This is a genomic window from Spongiactinospora rosea (assembly GCF_003315795.1).
GTDB lineage: Bacteria > Actinomycetota > Actinomycetes > Streptosporangiales > Streptosporangiaceae > Spongiactinospora > Spongiactinospora rosea.
Map to the genome: position 1 here is coordinate 93,659 of NZ_QMEY01000014.1, position 18,080 is coordinate 111,738.

General features: G+C 72.8%; 12 protein-coding genes. 7 read left to right on the forward strand and 5 right to left on the reverse strand.

Annotation, left to right across the window (positions count from 1 at the left end):
* Positions 1-138: 138 nt before the first annotated feature.
* Positions 139-3,534 carry a BTAD domain-containing putative transcriptional regulator gene (locus tag DP939_RS27760; protein ID WP_113983731.1) on the reverse strand — a complete coding sequence of 1,132 codons (3,396 nt, stop codon included), beginning with the start codon at positions 3,532-3,534 and terminating at the stop codon, positions 139-141.
* Positions 3,535-3,647: 113 nt separating this feature from the next.
* On the opposite strand from DP939_RS27760, the gene DP939_RS27765 reads away from it, so the two are divergent.
* Both DP939_RS27765 and DP939_RS27770 read left to right on the forward strand, forming a co-directional pair.
* Positions 3,648-5,165 carry an MFS transporter gene (locus DP939_RS27765; protein ID WP_404828612.1) on the forward strand — a complete coding sequence of 506 codons (1,518 nt, stop codon included), beginning with the start codon at positions 3,648-3,650 and terminating at the stop codon, positions 5,163-5,165.
* 81 nt (positions 5,166-5,246) lie between these two features.
* A complete protein-coding gene (locus tag DP939_RS27770) occupies positions 5,247-5,894 on the forward strand; it encodes a helix-turn-helix domain-containing protein (protein WP_147268169.1) in 648 nt (215 codons plus the stop codon).
* 15 nt (positions 5,895-5,909) lie between these two features.
* Here DP939_RS27770 and argG read toward each other — a convergent pair whose 3' ends face one another.
* The 3 genes from argG to DP939_RS27785 form a co-directional block, all read right to left on the reverse strand.
* The gene (gene argG / locus DP939_RS27775; protein ID WP_113983733.1) at positions 5,910-7,358 is read right to left on the reverse strand and encodes an argininosuccinate synthase; all 1,449 of its coding nucleotides are present in this window, start codon (positions 7,356-7,358) and stop codon (positions 5,910-5,912) included.
* Between the two features lie 97 nt (positions 7,359-7,455).
* Entirely contained in the window at positions 7,456-8,019 is a 564-nt protein-coding gene (locus DP939_RS27780) for a carboxymuconolactone decarboxylase family protein (protein WP_113983734.1), read from the reverse strand.
* Positions 7,980-8,645 (reverse strand): EthD domain-containing protein, encoded by a 666-nt coding sequence (locus tag DP939_RS27785; protein ID WP_113983735.1) that lies wholly within the window; start codon positions 8,643-8,645, stop codon positions 7,980-7,982. The genes DP939_RS27780 and DP939_RS27785 overlap by 40 nt, the downstream gene beginning before the upstream one ends.
* A gap of 93 nt (positions 8,646-8,738) precedes the next feature.
* On the opposite strand from DP939_RS27785, the gene DP939_RS27790 reads away from it, so the two are divergent.
* The 5 genes from DP939_RS27790 (at position 8,739) to DP939_RS27810 (ending at position 17,283) form a co-directional block, all read left to right on the forward strand.
* The gene (locus tag DP939_RS27790; protein ID WP_113983736.1) at positions 8,739-9,506 is read left to right on the forward strand and encodes an IclR family transcriptional regulator domain-containing protein; all 768 of its coding nucleotides are present in this window, start codon (positions 8,739-8,741) and stop codon (positions 9,504-9,506) included.
* A 93-nt stretch (positions 9,507-9,599) separates the two neighbouring features.
* On the forward strand, positions 9,600-10,883 hold the full coding sequence (gene dctA / locus DP939_RS27795) for a C4-dicarboxylate transporter DctA (protein ID WP_113983737.1): 1,284 nt from the start codon (positions 9,600-9,602) through the stop codon (positions 10,881-10,883).
* Between the two features lie 103 nt (positions 10,884-10,986).
* Complete coding sequence (locus tag DP939_RS27800; RefSeq protein ID WP_199565451.1) at positions 10,987-12,186, forward strand: MFS transporter; 1,200 nt, start codon at positions 10,987-10,989, stop codon at positions 12,184-12,186.
* 88 nt (positions 12,187-12,274) lie between these two features.
* A complete protein-coding gene (locus tag DP939_RS27805) occupies positions 12,275-14,563 on the forward strand; it encodes an FGLLP motif-containing membrane protein (RefSeq protein WP_147268170.1) in 2,289 nt (762 codons plus the stop codon).
* Positions 14,564-14,601: 38 nt separating this feature from the next.
* Entirely contained in the window at positions 14,602-17,283 is a 2,682-nt protein-coding gene (locus DP939_RS27810) for a helix-turn-helix transcriptional regulator (protein ID WP_113983740.1), read from the forward strand.
* Here the strand turns inward: DP939_RS27810 and DP939_RS27815 are convergent.
* Positions 17,278-18,039 carry an alpha/beta fold hydrolase gene (locus DP939_RS27815; protein WP_113983741.1) on the reverse strand — a complete coding sequence of 254 codons (762 nt, stop codon included), beginning with the start codon at positions 18,037-18,039 and terminating at the stop codon, positions 17,278-17,280. The two genes, DP939_RS27810 and DP939_RS27815, sit on opposite strands and share 6 nt — an antisense overlap.
* Positions 18,040-18,080 lie beyond the last annotated feature (41 nt).

Consider the following 18,080-nt stretch of genomic DNA (forward strand, 5'->3'; position numbering starts at 1 on the left):
CCAGCAGCCGATCGGCCCGCCATCGTGAGCGGCACGGCAGAACCAGGGGCGGATCACCGAGCAGGACGGCGGGGCCGCACCATGGGCATACTCGGCGGCGGCCACGGCCCGACCGACACCGCCGCATACGGCCGGACATCACCCGGCGGCCGGTCGGCCTGCCGTCGTGAGCGGCAGGGTGGTATCAGGGGGTGGATCGCCGAGCAGGGCGTCGAGGGTGCCGGTGCGTTGGGTGGCCGCGCCGTGGGCGTACGCCGTGGCGAAGGTGTCCGCCCCGAGTGCGGCCGTGGCCGTGGCCGTGATCCGGTCGACGTCGCCGCGTTCGGCCGGGGGCAGCGGGGCGCCGAACGACTCGCGCAGTGCCGCCGCCGCGCCGAGCAGCCGCGCCGCCGCCACATGCCCACCCGCCCCCTCCATGCCCACCGGCGGCTCGGCCGCGCCCGCCGAGCGGGCGCCGGCCAGGCCCTCAAGGGCGAGGGCGAGGGCGCGGGGGTCGCCGTGGGATTCGGCGTAGGAGAGGGCGGTGCGATGGAGGCGGGCGGCCTCGGCGGGGTCGTGGCGGAGCTCGGCGATGAAGCCCAGTTCGGAGAGCAGTAGTGGGATGGCCGCGTCGTAGCCGGCGCGGCGATACCAGCCGAGCAGGCGGCGGAAGTGGTGTTCGGCGGTGTCGAGGTCGCCCGCGCGGCGGGCGATGAGGCCGAGGCCGAGCTCCGCGAAGGTCCGCCCGGGCACCGAGCCCTGTTCGGTGGCGACGCGGAGCGCGTGTTCGGTGAGGTCGCGGGCCCGGTCGTGGTCGCCGGCCAGCATGGCGAGCCGGCCCAGCCCGGCGAGCCTGTCGGCCACCTCGTTCCACAGGCCCAGCTCCTCGGCCATCCGCAGCCCCTCGCGCTGCGACCTCTCCGCCCTGGCGTAGTCGCCGGTGATCTCGGCGAGGGTGCTCAGGCACCAGATGGCCTGGGAGCGGCCCCAGCGGTCGCCCAGCTCCTCGAAGATCGCCGCGCTGTGCTCGGCCTGCCGCCGCAGCCCGGCGAGATCGCCCCGGGCCAGGGCGATCATGGCCAGCGAACCGAGCGCCGCGGCGACCCCCCAGCGGGCGTCCAGCGCGCGGAACCCCGCCAGGGACCGCCTCAGCAGCTCTTCGGCGAGATCCCAGTCTCCGCTGCCGTGCAGCGGGAAGCCGATGAACCACTCGGCCATCGCCAGCCCGTACGGGTCGCCGGAATCGCGGAACGGCCGAAGGATCGCCTCGATGCCCTCCCGCCGCCCGGCCCGGCCGATGCCCGCCGCCCGCAGGTAGTGCTCGTCGCCCTCGTGCAGGGCGATGCCGGTACGCCAGGCCAGGACCAAGGCCCGCCCCGGCCGCCCCGGCTCGCTGATGGCCAGCGCCGCGCTCAGCGAGCGGCGGGCCTCGGCCAGCCGGCCGCGCAGGAACCAGTACCAGGTCAGCGAGCCCGCCAGGCGCAGCGCCCGATCGGGCAGCCGGTCGCGCACGGCCTCGTGCAGCGCGCGGCGCAGGTCGGCGTGCTCGCGTGCCAGGAGTGACAGCCAGTGACGCTGGTCGGGCCCGCGCAGGTGCGGCTCGGCCTCCTCGGCGAGCGCGGTGTAGTAGCGGCCGTGCGCCTCGCGCGCCCACTCGTATTCACCCGACTCCGCCAGCTTCGCCATGCCGTACTCGGCCACGGACTCCAGCAGCGAGTAACGCGGCTCGCCGTCGGCCTCGGTCATCACCACCAGGGAGCGCTCGACCAGGCGGGCCAGCAGGTCCAGGACGTCGGTCCGGCCGACCTCGCCGCCCGCGCAGGTTTCCTCGGCGGCGCGCAGCGTGCACGCCCCGGCGTGCATGGCGAGCCTGCGCAGCACCGCGCGCTCTGCGTCGGGCAGCAGGCTCCAGCTCCAGTCGATGGTCGCGCGCAGGGTGCGGTGCCGCTCAGGAGCCGCGCGCGGCCCGGTCGTGAGCACCCGGAACCGGTCGTCGAGGCGGGTGAGCAGTTCGTGGACGCCGAGGGTGCGGACCCTGGTGGCGGCGAGTTCGAGGGCGAGCGGGATGCCGTCCAGCCGGCGGCAGATGGCGGCCACGGCGGCGGCGTTGCCGTCGTCGAGGGCGAAGCCGGGCGCGGCGGCGGCCGCGCGCCGGGTGAACAGCCGCACCGCGCCGTAGCCGGACAGCGCGGCCGGGTCGGCGGCGGGGTCGGCGCCGGGCGGCGGGCAGTCCAGCGGCGGGACCGTCCACAGCAACTCGCCCGGCACGCCGATCGGCTCCTGGCTGGTGGTCAGCACCCGCACGCCGGGCGCGGCGCGCAGCAGCGCGGCGACGACCTCCGCGACCGGCTCCACCAGGTGCTCGCAGTTGTCCAGGACGAGCAGCAGCCGCCTGCCGCCGAGCGCCGCGGCGAGCCGTTCGAGCGGGCCGGCCGGGTCTCCCGCCGCGAGCGGCACCGCGGACGCGCCCGTCTCCCGCACGCCCAGCACGGTCATGATCCGCTCGGCCAGCGCGGGCGTGGCGTCGGTCTCATCGGGCCCGCACCGCTCCGCAGGGCCGGTGCCACCGCCGGAACGGCACAGCGCGGCCAGCTCCACCAGCCAGACGCCGTCGGGGAACCCGCCGGTCAGCCGGTCGGCCGCGGCCACCGCCAGCCGGGACTTGCCCACCCCGCCAAGACCGGTCAGCGTCACCAGCCGCCCGGCGCCGAGCAGCCGGGTGATCTCCCGGATCGCGTCCGCCCGGCCGATGAGGTCGCTGAGCGGGGCGGGGAGGTTGGTGCGCGGGGAGGCGGCGGGCAGCAGCGAGGGGTCCTGGCGCAGGATCGCCGTGTGCAGCTCGGCCAGCTCGGGGCCGGGGGCCAGGCCCAGCTCGGCCGCGAGCAGATCGCGCAGCTCCCCGTACGCGGCCAGCGCCTCGGTCTGACGGCCCGCCAGGTAGAGGGCGCGCATGTGCGCGGCGCGCAGGCGCTCGCGCAACGGGTGGGCGGCCACCAGACCGGCCAGCTCACCCACCACCGGCCCGATCGAGCCGGTGTCGATGACCAGGCGCGCCTCGGCGTGGTCTTCCAGCGCGAGCAGGCGGTCCTCGTCCCAGCGGGCGGCCACGCCCCTGGCGAAATCCTCACCGGCGAAGTCGGCCAGGGCCGGGCCGCGCCACAGCCGGAGCGCTTCGGCCAGCAGCGCGGCGCGGGCGGCCGGGTCGCCGATGCGGCGGGCGCGACCGGTCAGGACGGCGAACTCGGCCGCGTCGAGGGCTCCAGGCCCGAGCCGCACGAAGTATCCGGACGGCCCGCTCGCCACCAGGTCGCGACCGCCGGGCTCGGCCCCCTGCAGGGCCTGGCGCAGCCGGGACACCTTGGTCTGCAGCGCGCCCGCCGGGTTGGCCGGGAGCCGGGCGCCCCAGAGGTCGTCGATCAGGCGGCCGGTCGGCACCGGCCGCCCTTCGTGCGCGAGCAGGTCGGCCAGCAGAACCCGGACCTTGGCCTCGGGGATCGCCACCGGCTCGCCGCGCGACGTCCAGACCGCGAGCGGACCGAGCACCCCGAAGCGCATGTCCACCACGCTAACGCAGGCCACTGACAGAAGAACCGACAGAAGAGCCGACAGGAAACCGACAGCGCCCTCGGCCAAGGTGACGACGGATCACGAAACGTCCGACATGAGGATTGATAGTGCACACATCTGTCATCGAGCGCGCGCCCCGGGCCGGTGCGCGGGAGTGGGCGGGGCTCGCCGTGCTGGCCCTGCCCTGCCTGCTCCTGTCGCTGGACGTGAGCGTGCTGCACCTGGCGCTGCCGCACCTGGGGGCGGACCTGGGCGCGGGCAGCGTCGAACAACTGTGGATCATGGACATCTACGGATTCATGATCGCCGGTTTCCTGGTCACCATGGGTTCGCTCGGCGACCGCATCGGCCGCCGCAGGCTGCTGCTGATCGGCGCGGTGGCGTTCGGCGCGGCGTCCGTCGCGGCGGCGTACGCCCCGACGCCGGGCCTGCTGATCGCCGCGCGGGCGGTCCTCGGCGTCGCGGGGGCCACGCTGATGCCGTCCACCCTGGCGTTGATCAGCAACATGTTCACCGACCCGAGGCAACGCGGCGTCGCCATCAGCGTGTGGATGACCTGCTTCATGGGCGGCATCGCGATCGGCCCGCCGGTGGCCGGGGTGCTGCTCGAACACTTCTGGTGGGGCTCGGTGTTCCTGGCCGGGGTGCCGGTCATGGCATTGCTGCTGGTGGCCGGGCCGCTGCTGCTGCCGGAGTACCGCGACCCGGCGGCGGACCGGCTCGACCTGGTGAGCGTGGCGCTGTCGCTGGCCGCCGTGCTGCCGGTCACCTACGGGCTCAAGGAGCTGGCCAAGGACGGCCCGCACCCGGTCCCGCTGCTGGCCACGGCGGTGGGCGCGGCCTTCGCGGCCGCCTTCGTACGGCGGCAGCGGGGGCTGGCGCACCCGCTGATGGACCTGCGGTTGTTCGCGAACCGGGCGTTCGGCGTGGCTCTGGCGATCACCATGCTGAACGTCTTCGCGTTCGGCGGCGTCTACCTGGTGATGGCCCAGTACCTCCAGCTGGTGGAGGGCCTGTCGCCGCTCGGCGCGGGGCTGCTGCTGGTGCCCCCGGCGACCGCGACGATCGTCGGATGCCTGGCGACGCCGTTCCTGGCGCGCAGGATCCCGGCAGGCCGGCTCGTCGGCGGCGGGCTGCTCGTCTCGGCCGCCGGGCTCCTGCTCATCCTGCCGCTGGACGCGGCCTCCGGCCCCACGCTCGCGCTGATCGGCATGACCGTCGGCTACCTCGGGCTGGCCCCGGCGGCGGTGCTGGGCGCGGACCTGGTGATCGGGGCCGCGCCGCCGGAGAAGGCCGGGGCGGCGTCGGCGCTGTCGGAGACCAGCGGCGAGTTCGGTATGGCGCTCGGGATCGCCGTACTCGGCACGCTGAACACCGCGATCTACCGGAGCGGGCTCACGGTGCCCGCCGACGTGCCGCCCGAGGCCGCGGCGGCGTCCAGGGACACCTTGGTCGGGGCGCTGGACGCGGCGAGGGGGCTCCCGGCGGACGTCGCGGCCCGGCTGCTCGCCTCGGGGCGGGAGGCGTTCGTGTCCGGGGTCCACGTGGTGGCCGTGACGTCCGTGGTGATCATCGTGCTGCTGGCCGTACTGGCGCTGACCCGGCTCCGCTCACGGTGACCCCAGCCAGGCAATTAATCTGCCAGGCAATCAATATTGCCTCATAGGCGATTAACCTGTGAACGCATTAGAATTTTCCGGGTGACCACTCATCTGCCGCGAGCCCAGCGCGGCACCCCCGGCGGCGGGCCCGGTGATCGAGCGGGCGATCTGGAGGCCGACCCTGAGCGGAGGGTGGCCGCGCGGCTCGCGGAGCTGCGGCGGGAGCACGGGCTCACACTGACCGCGCTGGCCGAGTGGACCGGCATCTCCACGGCCCACCTCTCCCGGATGGAGAAGGGCGATCGGCAGCCGTCGATAGGGTCGCTGATCCAGCTTTCGCGGGCGTACGGGATCTCGCTGAGCGAGCTGATCGGCGACGTGCGCTCCCGCGAGCACCACATCGTGCGCGGCGCGAGCGCGCCGGTGCGCCAGGGCCAGGACGGGCAGTACGCGATCATGAGCGGGCTCGGGCCGCGTTCGGCTCTGGAGGCGGTACGCCTGGAGCTGACCGCGGGGCGGCCCGAGCGCACCGCCACGCACCAGGGCGAGGAATGGGTCTACGTCGTGGGCGGCCAGGTGGTCGCCGTGGTCGGCGACGATGAGATCACCCTGGACACCGGTGACGCGCTGCACTTCGACGCGGCGGCGGCCCACTCGCTGCGGGCCGCCGACGGCCAGGCCACCGTGCTCATCGTTTCGGCCGCGCTCCCGGCCGTCCGCCCGCCGCACGGCCCGGGTACGGCGTAGCGGGGCCGGGGCGGGTCAGTCGGTGCCCGCCTCCATCGCGGCGCGGTCCAGCAGCACCTCTTCGGCGGGGGCCTCGCCGCGCGAGGCGATGGCCTCCGCGCCGCCCTCGGGGATCTCGCCGATGAGCCCCGTCGGCACCGCCTTCGGGACGTCGAGCAGCGCCGGGTGGTTGGTGCCGATCATGCCGAGCCCCGCGTACTGCTCCAGCTTGGCCCGCGAGTCGGCGATGTCCAGGTTGCGCATGGTGAGCTGGCCGATCCGGTCGGCGGGACCGAACGCGGAGTCCTCGGTGCGCTCCATCGACAGCTTGTCCGGGTGGTAGCTGAAGGACGGGCCCGTGGTGTCCAGGATCGAGTAGTCCTCGCCGCGGCGCAGCCGCAGCGTCACCTCGCCGATGACCGCCCGGCCGACCCAGCGCTGCAACGACTCGCGCAGCATCAGCGCCTGCGGCTCCAGCCAGCGCCCCTCGTACATGAGCCGGCCCAGCCGCCGCCCCTCGGCGTGGTAGGTGGCCAGGGTGTCCTCGTTGTGGATGGCGTTGACCAGCCGCTCGTAGGCGATGTGCAGCAGCGCCATCCCCGGGGCCTCGTACACGCCCCGGCTCTTGGCCTCGATCACCCGGTTCTCGATCTGGTCGGACATGCCCAGGCCGTGCCGCCCGCCGATCGCGTTGGCCTCCATCACCAGCTCGACCGCGCCCGGGAACTCCTTGCCGTTGATCGTCACCGGGCGGCCCTGGTCGAAGCCGATCGTGACGTCTTCAGCGGCGATCTCGACCGATGGGTCCCAGAACCGGACGCCCATGATCGGGCTGACCGACTCGATGCCGGTGTCCAGTTGTTCCAAGGTCTTGGCCTCGTGGGTGGCGCCCCAGATGTTGGCGTCGGTGGAGTACGCCTTCTCGGTGCTGTCCCGGTACGGCAGGCCGTGCGCGAGCAGCCACTGCGACATCTCCTTGCGCCCGCCCAGCTCGGTGACGAACTGCGCGTCGAGCCACGGCTTGTAGATGCGCAGGTACGGGTTGGCCAGCAGGCCGTACCGGTAGAACCGCTCGATGTCGTTGCCCTTGAACGTCGAGCCGTCGCCCCAGATCTGTACGCCGTCCTCCAGCATCGCCCGGACCAGCATCGTGCCGGTCACGGCGCGCCCGAGCGGCGTGGTGTTGAAGTAGGCGCGCCCGGCCGAGCGGATGTGGAAGGCCCCGCAGGTGAGCGCGACCAGGCCCTCCTCGACCAGCGCGGAACGGCAGTCGATCAGCCGTGCGATCTCCGCGCCGTAGGTCTTGGCGCGATCGGGCACCGAATCGATGTCGGGCTCGTCGTACTGGCCGATATCGGCGGTGTAGGTGCACGGGACCGCACCCTTGTCCCGCATCCACGCGACGGCGACCGACGTGTCGAGGCCGCCGGAGAAGGCGATACCGACGCGCTCGCCGACGGGCAGGGAGGTGAGAACCTTGGACATAGGAAAGAGTATGCATCCTTACGTATGACCATGCAAAGTGCTGCACGGAAAACTCTCGGCCCGCCCCTCGTGAGGACGGACCGAGAGTGCTCTGTGGTCAGGCGTCGGCGCGCAGCACGCGGAGCTGGGCGGCCAGCAGGCCGTAGTACCCGACCAGCGTGATCAGGCCGAACACGCCCGCCTCGCCCAGCGACTCCACGGCGGCGGCGAAGGTCTCATCGCCCAGGTCGCCGGTGGTGAGCAGTTCCCTGGCGGCGAGCAGGACGGCGCCTTCCGCGGGGTCCGCGAACGGGGGCGTGGAGCCGTCGCGCAGTGCGGCGAGTTCGGTTTCGGTCAGGCCCTCCAGGCGGGCGGTGTGGCTGTGCACCTCCCACTCGTAGGCGGACCGCTCGTGCGCGGCCACGGCCAGGATGGCGATCTCCCGCTGGCGGGCGGTGAGCCCGGTGCCGTACCGTACGGCCCCGCCCAGCTCCTGCAGCGCGTGCCCGAGGCCGGGGTTGAGCAGCATGGCGTTGAACGGGCCGCGCAGCCGCCCCTCCTCGTCGGCGAGCGGGAAGGGCCGGGGCGCGCTCGCCCGCGGGCTGGCGAGCAGCCGGTCGTACAGAACGCGCTGCTCGGCGGTCAGTTCGCCGGGCCGGAGGGCTTCGACGCGGGCTGGCATGGTGTTCCCCCGAACGTGAGATGGTGAGTGAAGAGGCGACGTTCATTCGTGGTGAGCGTGGCCATGACCCGGTCCCGCCAGGGTGTGGCGGTGGCCGTGCGGTAGGCGTCGGTGTCGAACAGCTGCGTTCCGCTGATCTCGTGCAGTGTCAGGAAGTGCGGTGCTTCGCCGGTCCGCAGGACGTACCGGCGGGTACGCCCCCAGCCGGGGATCGCGTGCAGCGCGGGCAGGTGCTCCCCGGCGTACCAGGCGTGGAAGTCGGCCTCGCCGCCCGGCCGTACGCTCATCGAGCGGACCACCAGCACCGGCCCGCCGCCGCTGCCGTGCTCGTCCAGCGGCTCGTAGACGCGGCGGTCGAGGGCCGCGAGCCGTCCCATGACGGCGCTCTCCCGCGCGCTGCGCCGTTCGCGCAGCTCACGGTAGGCGTCGGTGTCCAGCACGCCGAGATCGAGGTCATACCACGCCAGCCAGCCCGGCCGTACGCCGTCGATCGCGCGGTAGCGGTGCCCGCTGTGGACGCCGGGCAGGGCCATGCGAGCGGGGCCGTGCTCGTTGTCGTACCAGTCGTGGAACTCCGCTTCGTCACCGTCGCGCGGTTGCGACAGCACGAAGAGCAGACCTACCAAGCCGCGCCTCCCATGGACAATGGTGTCGAGCACTCCTGTTGTGCGACTGGCGAACATCTGTGCGCCTGTAGTTTAGATTGCGAGGTTCACGATATGTCAAGGCAGGAGCCAGACGTCATCGACTCCGTCGAGAAGGCGTTCCGCGTGCTGCAGGCGTTCTCCGCGGAGCACCCGACGCTCACCCTGAGCGAGGCGGCGGAGCTGACCGAGCTGTCCCGCGCCACCGCCCGGCGCATCCTGCTCACCTTCGTGAAGCTCGGTTTCGCCGAACAGGACGACCGCCGGTTCCGGCTCACGCCACGGGTGCTCCGGCTCGGGTACGGCTACCTGTCGTCGCTGCCGATCTGGGAACGGGCCCAGCCGCACATGCGGGCGCTGGCCGACGAGCTGCGCGAGTCCTGCTCGGCGGCCACGCTGGACGGCGACGAGATCGTGTACGTCGCCCGGGTGCCCGCCAAGCGCAGCATGTCGATCGTGCTCAGCGTGGGGTCCCGGCTGCCCGCGTACTGCACGTCGATGGGCCGCGTGCTGCTGGCCGCGCTGCCCGAGAGCGCGCTGCACCGCCACCTCGCGGCCGTGGAGCTGAAGGCGCTCACCCCGCACACGATCACCGACCCGGTCGAGCTGGAGAAGGAGCTGCACCGGGTCAGGGAGCAGGGCTTCGCGCTGGTGGACGGCGAGCGCGAGGAGGGCGTCCGCTCGGCGGCGGCCCCCGTACGGGACGGCACCGGGGCCGTGATCGCGGCGATCAACGTGTCGGCCAACGCGGGCCGGGTCTCGCTGGACGAACTGCGCGAACGGTACGTCCCCCGGGTCATGGACACCGCCCTGGCCATTTCGCACGACATCGGGCTGTCCTGACGCATACCACGGACCCTTGACCAGATGTAGCGCGTCCGTCACACTCGCTGTTTAACTGACGCACATCTGTGCGACTGACGAACGAGGCGCGTGATGTTGAGGACCGCTTTCACCACCAAGCTCTACGTGACCGTGCTGGTCGCACTCGTGCTCGGCGCCGTGCTCGGCCTGGTGGCCCCCGACGTGGGAGCCGCCATGCAACCGCTCGGCGACGGGTTCATCGCGCTGATCAGAATGCTGGTCGGGCCGGTCATCTTCTGCACGGTCGTCACCGGCATCGCCTCGGCCGGCGCGCTCACCAGCATGGGGCGGGTGGGCGTCAAGGCCCTGGTCTACTTCGAGGTCATCACGACCATCGCGCTGATCATCGGCCTGGTGGTGATGAACGTCGTCCGCCCCGGCGACGGGGTGCACGCGGTGCCCGGTGAGATCCAGGTGAGCGGCCTGGCCGAGCAGTACGTCACCAAGGGCGAGGAGCAGCACTGGTACGACTTCCTCGTCAACATCATCCCCGCCAGCGTGGTCGGCGCGTTCGTGGACGGGAACGTGTTGCAGGTCCTGCTGGTCTCGGTGCTGTTCGCGATCGCCGTGGCCATGCTGGGCGAGCGCGGGGCCCCGGTGGCACGGGCGATCGAGCGGGTCGGCGAGGTGGTCTTCGGCATCGTCAAGCTGGTCATGTACCTCGCGCCGATCGGCGCGTTCGGCGCGATGGCGTACACCACCGGCCGGTTCGGGGCGGCCACGCTGAGCAGCCTGGGCGCGTTCGTCGGCCTGTTCTGGCTGACCGGCCTGGTCTTCTGCCTGGTCGTGCTGGGCGTGGTGGCCCGGCTGTGCGGGATCCGGGTGCTGCGCCTGTACCGCTACTTCAAGGACGAACTGCTGATCACCCTCGGCACCGCCAACTACGAGGCCGTGATGCCGCAACTGATCGCCAAACTGGAGCGGCTGGGCTGCCCCAAGCCGATCGTCGGCCTGGTGGTGCCGTCCGGGTACGCGTTCAACTCCGACGGCGTCTGCCTCTACATGGGCTTCGCCGGTCTCTACATCGCGCAGGCGTTCGACATCCAGCTCTCGCTCGCGCAGCAGCTCGGCCTGCTGGCGGTCTTCCTGATCACCTCCAAGGGCGGCGCGGGCATCGCGGGCGCGGGGTTCGTGCTGCTGGCGGCCACGCTGTCCACCACGGGCACGATCCCGGTCGCGGGCATCATGCTGATCTTCGGCGTGGACCGGTTCATGTCGATGGCCCGCGGGCTGATCAGCCTCTGCGGCCAGATGCTGGCCAGCATCGTGGTCAGCGTCTGGGAACGCGCGTTCGACCGCGAACGCGCCCTGGCCGAGCTGTCCGGCAAGCCGTCCCCCGAGGTGGCCCGCGCATAACCTCGCAGGGGGTGACCCCGCGTACGCGACCGGGATACAGTCGGGCAGGATCGGCTGAATGATGTCTGAAATGTCGCATACGACCGGACTTGCGAGGGGTGCCGTGACGCGAGTGCCCGGCATGCGGGTGTTGCTGAGCATGTCGACGCTCGGGTTCGCCAGCTTCGGCCTCCTGCTGCCGGCCGCCCCGCTGTGGGCCGCGCGAGGCGGCGCCGACGAGGCGGGCGCGGGCCTGGTGAACGCCGTGCTCATGCTCGCCACCGTGGTGACCCAGACCATGGTGCCCTGGGCGCTGCGCAGGCTGGGCTGGCGGGTCGTCATGGTCACCGGGATGCCGCTGCTGGGCCTGCCCGCCCTGGCGCTCACCCTCACCGACCAGTTGCCGTGGGTGCTGGCGCTGTCCGTCGTACGCGGCATGGGGTTCGCCGTGCTCACCGTGTGCGGCGCGAGCGCGGTGGCCGAACTGGTCGACGCCTCCCGCCGGGGGCGCGCGATCGGGGTGTACGGGCTGTCCATCGCCGCGCCGCAGTTCGTGCTGGTGCCGAGCGCGGCGTGGATCGCCGAGACGTTCGACTTCCGCACGGTGTTCATCGCGGGCGCGGTGCCGGTGCTGGCCGTGCCGTTCGCCGCCGCCCTCGGGCGACGCCTGGACGGCATGGCCAGAGGTGCGTCCGACGGCGACGGCCAGGCGGGCGGCGGGGCGCGGGTGCTGCTCTTCCTGATCGTGCCGACGCTCGGGCTGCTCGCCGTCACCACTCCGGGCGGGGCGCTGCTGACCTTCGCGCCGCAGTTCCCCTACGGCACGACCACCGCGATGCTGGGCCTGCTCGGGCTCACCGGCACTGCCGCGCTGGCCCGCTGGCTGGTCGGCGGCCTCGCCGACCGGTACGGCCCGCAGCGGTTCATCGCGCCGGCGCTGCTGCTGTGCGCCGTGGCCCTGGCGCTGTGCGCCTGGTCGGTCGCGGACGGCGGCGCGGGGGCCGCGGTCCTCGTCGCGGGCATGACGCTCGCGGGCGTCTCCTACGGCGGCCTCCAGAACCTCACGCTGGTCGCGGCGTTCGCGGCGGTGCCCACCCGCGACCGCGGCACCGCCAGCGCGGTCTGGAACATCGGCTTCGACGTCGGCACCGGCCTGGGCGCGCTCGTGGTGGGGTTCATCGCGGCGGGCGCGAGCTTCACGGTGGGGCTGCTGACCACGGCGGGGCTAAGCGTGGTGGTCGCGCTGGTCACCCTCGTGTACGGCCGGCGGACGTACGCCCCTGCGGACCCGTCGGAAAAGGACACCGCGGCCCGGACCCACTAAGGCCCCGTTTTTGAGTCGGTGATGACTCAGGACGGCGGCCCCTGCCCCTCGCACACTCGGAGACGTTCGGGTCGTGGCGGGGGGGAACATGGGGCTGAGTGCGATCGTACGGCTGTTCGCGGCCGGGGCTTTGGTCATGGGAGGGGCGGCGGCCGGACCTGAGCCGGCACCCACCCCGCCTGATCTGTCGCCGACGTGGGGGTACGCGGGCGACAGTGTGGAGATCAGCGACGGTGGCCTGCACTGTCCCACCGCGACCGACGAAGAGGCCGACGACGGGCCCTTCAAGGTGCTGTGGGACGGCACCCCGATCTACGGCGGCACGACGAGTGTCGAGGGACTGGCGGCGACGTTCCAGGTGCCCCCCGACGCCGCCGCCGGAGAGCACGACGTCAGCGTCTACTGCACGGTGTCGGAGGAGACCTCGCCGGAGCAGACGTTCACGGTGATCCAGCGGCTCCAGATCGATCTTTCCTCGAAATCCGCCCGGCCGGGCGAGCAGTTCACGCTGCTGGGCAGTGGGTTGTACTGCCGGACCGGCAAGCCCCCGGGGCCGGGCGGCAACTACCGGGTCATGATGACCCAGGGGACCAGGGCGCTGTGGGAAGGGCTCTTCGAGGCGAGCTCGTCCGAGTTCAGTGAGCCGCTGACCGTGCCGGAGGCCGCGGACCCGCAGTCCTCGAACCCTATGGCCGTCTACGTCTTCTGTGCGAAGGGCCCCGCCCGGGAGGACAGGGCGAAACTGCGCATCGAACCGCTCGCGGTCGCCACCCCGACAGTGACCGAGCCCGAGGAGACCCCCACGCCGCGCCCGGAAAGCCCATCGCCACGACCTGCCTCGCCGCGCCCCACCGACGAGCCCACGACCGAAGAGCCGACCGAGGAACCCACTGAAGAGCCCACGACGGTGCCGTCGCCACCTCCGGCGACCACGCCGCCCGGACCTTCGCCCACACCGGCGGAGAGCCAGGGCTCGGGTCCGGGCCGGGACCCCCTGCTCGATGCCGGTACGCCCGCTCTGCTCCTCGATCCGCCGGCCGCCGGGCAGGGGCGGCCGGTGAGCCTGGAGGGCCGTGGGTTCCCGCCCGGGTGTACGGGCACGCGACTGACGCTCGACGGGAGCGCGCTCGCGGCCGAGCGGCTGAGCGTGGCGGGCGGCACGATCCGGGCGGCGTTCACCGTACCGAGGGAGACCGCGCCGGGCCGCCACACCGTACGGCTGTCCTGCTCCACCTCGGAGCCCACCGTCGCGCTGCGGGAAATGGGGTCTTCCAGCGCGGTCGCCGTGGCGCTGGCGGCGAGTGCGGAGGTGTCCGCAACCGCATTTCTGGAAATACAGTCACAAATCGCACTACGGTTTAGTATTCCGGCATCTTTCGGGTCACTGGGTGACCTGAAGTGGGACCCGGTCAAGGCGGGCATCTCACTCGCGCTAGTGATACTGCTGATATTGCTGGTGACCGCCCCCTTCTTCCTCCTGCCACTGCTCGGATTCCCCTCCGACGTGTTCAACAAAGCGCTGGAGGAAAGATCGCGTCCGCCTCGTGCCACCCGTTTGTCGCCGCCGATCAAGTTCATGCTGTTCACCGTCGCCGCCACCGTGCTGCTCACTCTCGGCAACTCCGACATGTGGGAAAAGGGAAAGTTCTCCCCGACCAACATGCTGGCGCTCGTCGTGGCGTTCTTCGCCGCCGTCCTGATCACCACGCTCACGTACGGCTGGATCCCGCACGCGGTGTCCTTCAAGGACCGCAAGACCACGTTCATGCGCGTGCTGCCGGTGGCGCTGGTCGTAGCGGGGGTGTGCGCCGGGCTGTCGCTGGTGTTCCGCTTCGAGCCCGAGTACGTGTACGGCCTGGTCGCGGTCTTCAGCGTACGGCGGGCGTCCGGCGCGCCGAGCCCGGCCGAGGCCGGTGAACCGGCGACCAAGGGCCAGGCGATCCTGCTCACCTCGGTGCTCACCCTGGCCGTGGCGGCGACCGTGTCGGCGATGTGGATGCCCAGTGACCGCGCGATGGAGGCGGGCAGCCTGGAGCAGGTCACGCGGTTCACCGACCTGCTGCTCAGCACGATGACGCTCACGGTGCTCAGCACGGTGATGTTCGCGCTGCTGCCGATGCGCTTCCTGGACGGTTACGTCCTGTTCCGGTGGAGCAAGCCGCTCTGGGCGGCGGTCTTCGCTCCGGCGTCGTTCTTCTTCGTCTATCTCACGCTGATCGCCACCGAGAAAGCCCCGACGGCCGAAGAGATCCGGAAGATGATCCTTTTGTTCCTGATATTCGGCGCGATTTCCATGGCGACCTGGCTGTACGTGCTGTGGTGGGTCAAGCGCAAGCAGAATGCGGCCGCCAGCGGCGGGGAAAACGGTACGCCGTAAGTCCGCATAACGGCGGCGTCCGGGCCATACTATTGGCCATGAACGCAGGATGGCCGTTCGTGGGGCGCGAAAGCGAAATGAGCGCGATCGTCGCGGCATTACGCCGGCCGAGGGGCGCGGGCGGCGGTCGGGCCGAGGAGGCGTACGCGGGGGTCGTGCTCGCCGGTCCGGCGGGCACCGGCAAGAGCGAGCTGATGCGCCACGCGCTCAACCGGCTGGCCAGGGGCGACCGGTCGGTCAAGGTGCTGCGCACGGTCGCGTACGCCTCCTCGGGCGACAAGATCCCCTTCCACGCCCTGCAACGCGTGCTGCCGCCCCGGGCCGAGCCGTTCTCCGCATGGAACCCGGTGCAGGAGGCCGCCGAGTCGCTGCGGGCCGCCGCCGCGGGCCGGGACGTCGTGATCGGGGTCGATGACGCCCATCTGCTCGACGACCTGTCGGTGCTGCTGCTGGCCGATCTGGCCCGCTCCGGCGGCGCCCGCGTGGCGGTGACCGTGCGCGACGGCGAGCCCGCCCCCGCCACGCTGACCGCGCTGTGGAAAGAACGCGTGCTGCGCCGCGTCGACCTGCGCCCGCTCTCCGACACCGAGGTGGAGTCCGCGCTGGCGGCGGCCCTGGACGGGCAGGTGGAGCGCTCCACGCTGGTCCGCTTGCAGGCGGCGGCCCGGGGCAACCCGCTGCTGCTGCGCGAGCTGGTGGAGTCCGGGCGCGAGGCGGGCGCGCTGGCCGCCGAGGAGGGCGTCTGGCTGTGGCGCGGCCCGTGGACGGCCTCGCCCCGGCTGCGCGAGCTGATCCGGGCCCGGATCGAGCGGCTGGACGACGACCAGCGGCACGCACTCGAACTCCTGGCCTTCGCCGGTTCGCTCGGCCTGAACGTCCTGACCGGCCTCACCTCCAACGCGGCGGTCGAGGCCCTGGAACGCACCGGGCTGATCCGCGTCGATCGCGAGGGCGACCGGCTCCAGGCCGGGCTCGGCCATCCGCTGCACGGTGACCTGGTACGCGCCACGCTGCCGGTGACCCTCGCCCGCACCCGGCAGGCCGAGCTGGCCGACGTGATCGCGGGCAAGAGCGCCCGCCGCCGCGGCGACACGCTGCGGATCGCGCTGTGGCGGCTGGAGAGCGGCACTCCCGCCACGCCCGAGTCCCTGGTGGCGGCGGCCAGGCAGGCGTGGGCGGGCTCCGACCTCGCGCTGACCCGGCGGCTGCTGTCCGCGGCGGTGGCCGCCGGGAGCCCGGAGGCCGTGCCGCTGCTCGGTGACCTGCTGGTGTTCAGCGGCGAGCCGGAACGCGCCGAGGAGTTCTACGCCGACCCGCCCACGTGGGCGAGCGCCGAGGTGCGCGTCCGGCTCGACTTCGTGCGGAGCCTCAATCTGCTGTGGGGCTTCGGCCGGGTGGAGGAGGGCCTGCGGCTGATGAAGCGGGCCGCTCCGGCGATGCTGGCCTCCCCGTGGCGCGACGACCTGGGGCCGGTGTACGCGGGCTGGCTCGCGTACTGCGGTGAGCTGGACACCGCGGCCGGGGTGGCCCGCGACCTCGCGGACATGCCGGTGCTCAGCGAGCCGGGCGAGACCGTACGGCTGCTGACCCACGCGCTGGTCGCGGCGTTCACCGGCCGCACGCGTGAGGCGTGCGCGACCGGGCGGCGGGCGATGGGCCGGATGGACGCCCATTCGGCGGTCTTCCCCTGGGTGCGCGGCACGCCGGTGCTCGGGCCGATCTTCGCGCTGCAGTTCGCGGGAGCGTTCCAGGAGGCCGAGATCACGGCCAGGAACTGGCACGACGCCATGATCGCCAACCCCACCGCATGGACATACGCGACGGGCGTGTCCGCCCTGGCCCTGGGGCGTTCGGCCCGGCTCACCGGCAGGGCCGCCGCCTCGGTACGCCACCTGCGCGACGCCCGGCGGCTCTTCCGCGAGGCCGACGCCCTGTCCCTGGCCCACATCGGCGCGGCCGAACTGGCCCACTCGCTGGTGCTGCTCGGCCGTCTCGACGACGCGCGGCGGCTGCTGGCCGAGGCCCGCGCGGGCGAGGGTTTCGCGCTGTTCGCCTTCGCCATGGACTCCGCGGCGGCGGCCATCGCGGCGGCCGAGCACGACATCCCGGAGGCGGTGGCGATCGGCCTGCGCGCGGCCGAACGCGCCAGGCGGATGGGCGCGCCCGCGTGGGAGCTGTCCTTCCTGCACGACGCGGTACGCCTGGGCGACCCCGCGTCCGCCCTCCCCCGCCTCACCGCCCTCGCCGCGGGCGCGGTGGATGGGCCGCTGCCCGCGCTGTACCTGCGCCACGCCACCGCCCTGGCCGCCGGCGACGGGCCGGGGCTGGAGGGGGTGGCCGCGGAGTTCGCCGCGCTGGGCGCGACCCTGACCGCGGCCGAGGCGGCCTCCCAGGCGAGCGCGGCCCACCTCGCGGCGGACAAAAGAGACTCCGCGCGCAGATGCGCCTGGCGGGCCGCCGAATGGACGTCCCTCTGCGAGGGCGCCCGCACCCCCGCCCTGGACTCCGGCCACACCACGGCCCTCACCCGCCGCGAGTACCAGATCGCCCTGCGCGCGGCCCGCGGCGAGACCAACGCCCAGATCGCCGCCGCCCTGGGCATCGCCTCCCGCACGGTCGGCAACCACCTCTACCGCAGCTACGAAAAACTCGGCATCAACAACCGCACCGAACTCTCCCACCTGTTCACCACCCCCGGCGCCATCCCGGCGAAGTCATAGGATCTCGCTGATCACCTGGCGGATGATCTCGGGCTGCTCGTGCGGTATCTGGTGGGTGGCGTGTTCGGCGACGACGAGCCGTCCGTGGGGAGAGCCGTCGGCGAGTTCCTGGTGGCAGGAGTTCAGGTGCGCGAGCTGCGCTTTCGGCATCCGGGGGCGCTTGCCCGCGGTGATCACACGGACCGGGACGGGCGGCAGGGTCCCCCGCTCGAAGGCGTCGGCGACCTCGCGCATGTGGCGGGGCAGGGCCGCCAGGGTGCCCGCGAGTTCGCGGATCGACCGGGAGCTCGCGGTGGGCAGCAGGGCGCGCAGCCGCAGCGCGCGTGAGACGAAGGCGAACGACAGGGTGCGCACCAGCGCCGAGCCAGGCGGGGTACGGGCGGCCGTGGGGTCCACGAAGACCAGCCCGGCCACGTCGTCGGGGTGGCGCAGGGCGTAATGCTGGACGACCAGCCCGCCGAAGGACCATCCGGCGAAAACGGCGGGCAGCGGCAGGCCCAGGCCGCGCAGCAGGCGATGCAGGTCATCGGTCATGTCGGCGACGGTCCGCGACTGGGGGCCGTCGGACCGGCCCGCGCCCGCCCGGTCGTACGTGACCAGGGTGGCCAGCGCGGCGAGATCGTCTTCCAGGCCGGTCCCCCAGGCCCCGCCGAGGCCCTGACCCGCGCCGCCGCAGTCGAGTACCAGGCTGGGACCGTGGCCGCGGACCTGGGCGCACATCCGGCGTCCACCGACGTCGATCGAGGCGATGTCCATGGCGTCAACCTACGTTGACGGCCGCGTGAGTGTCAACCTGG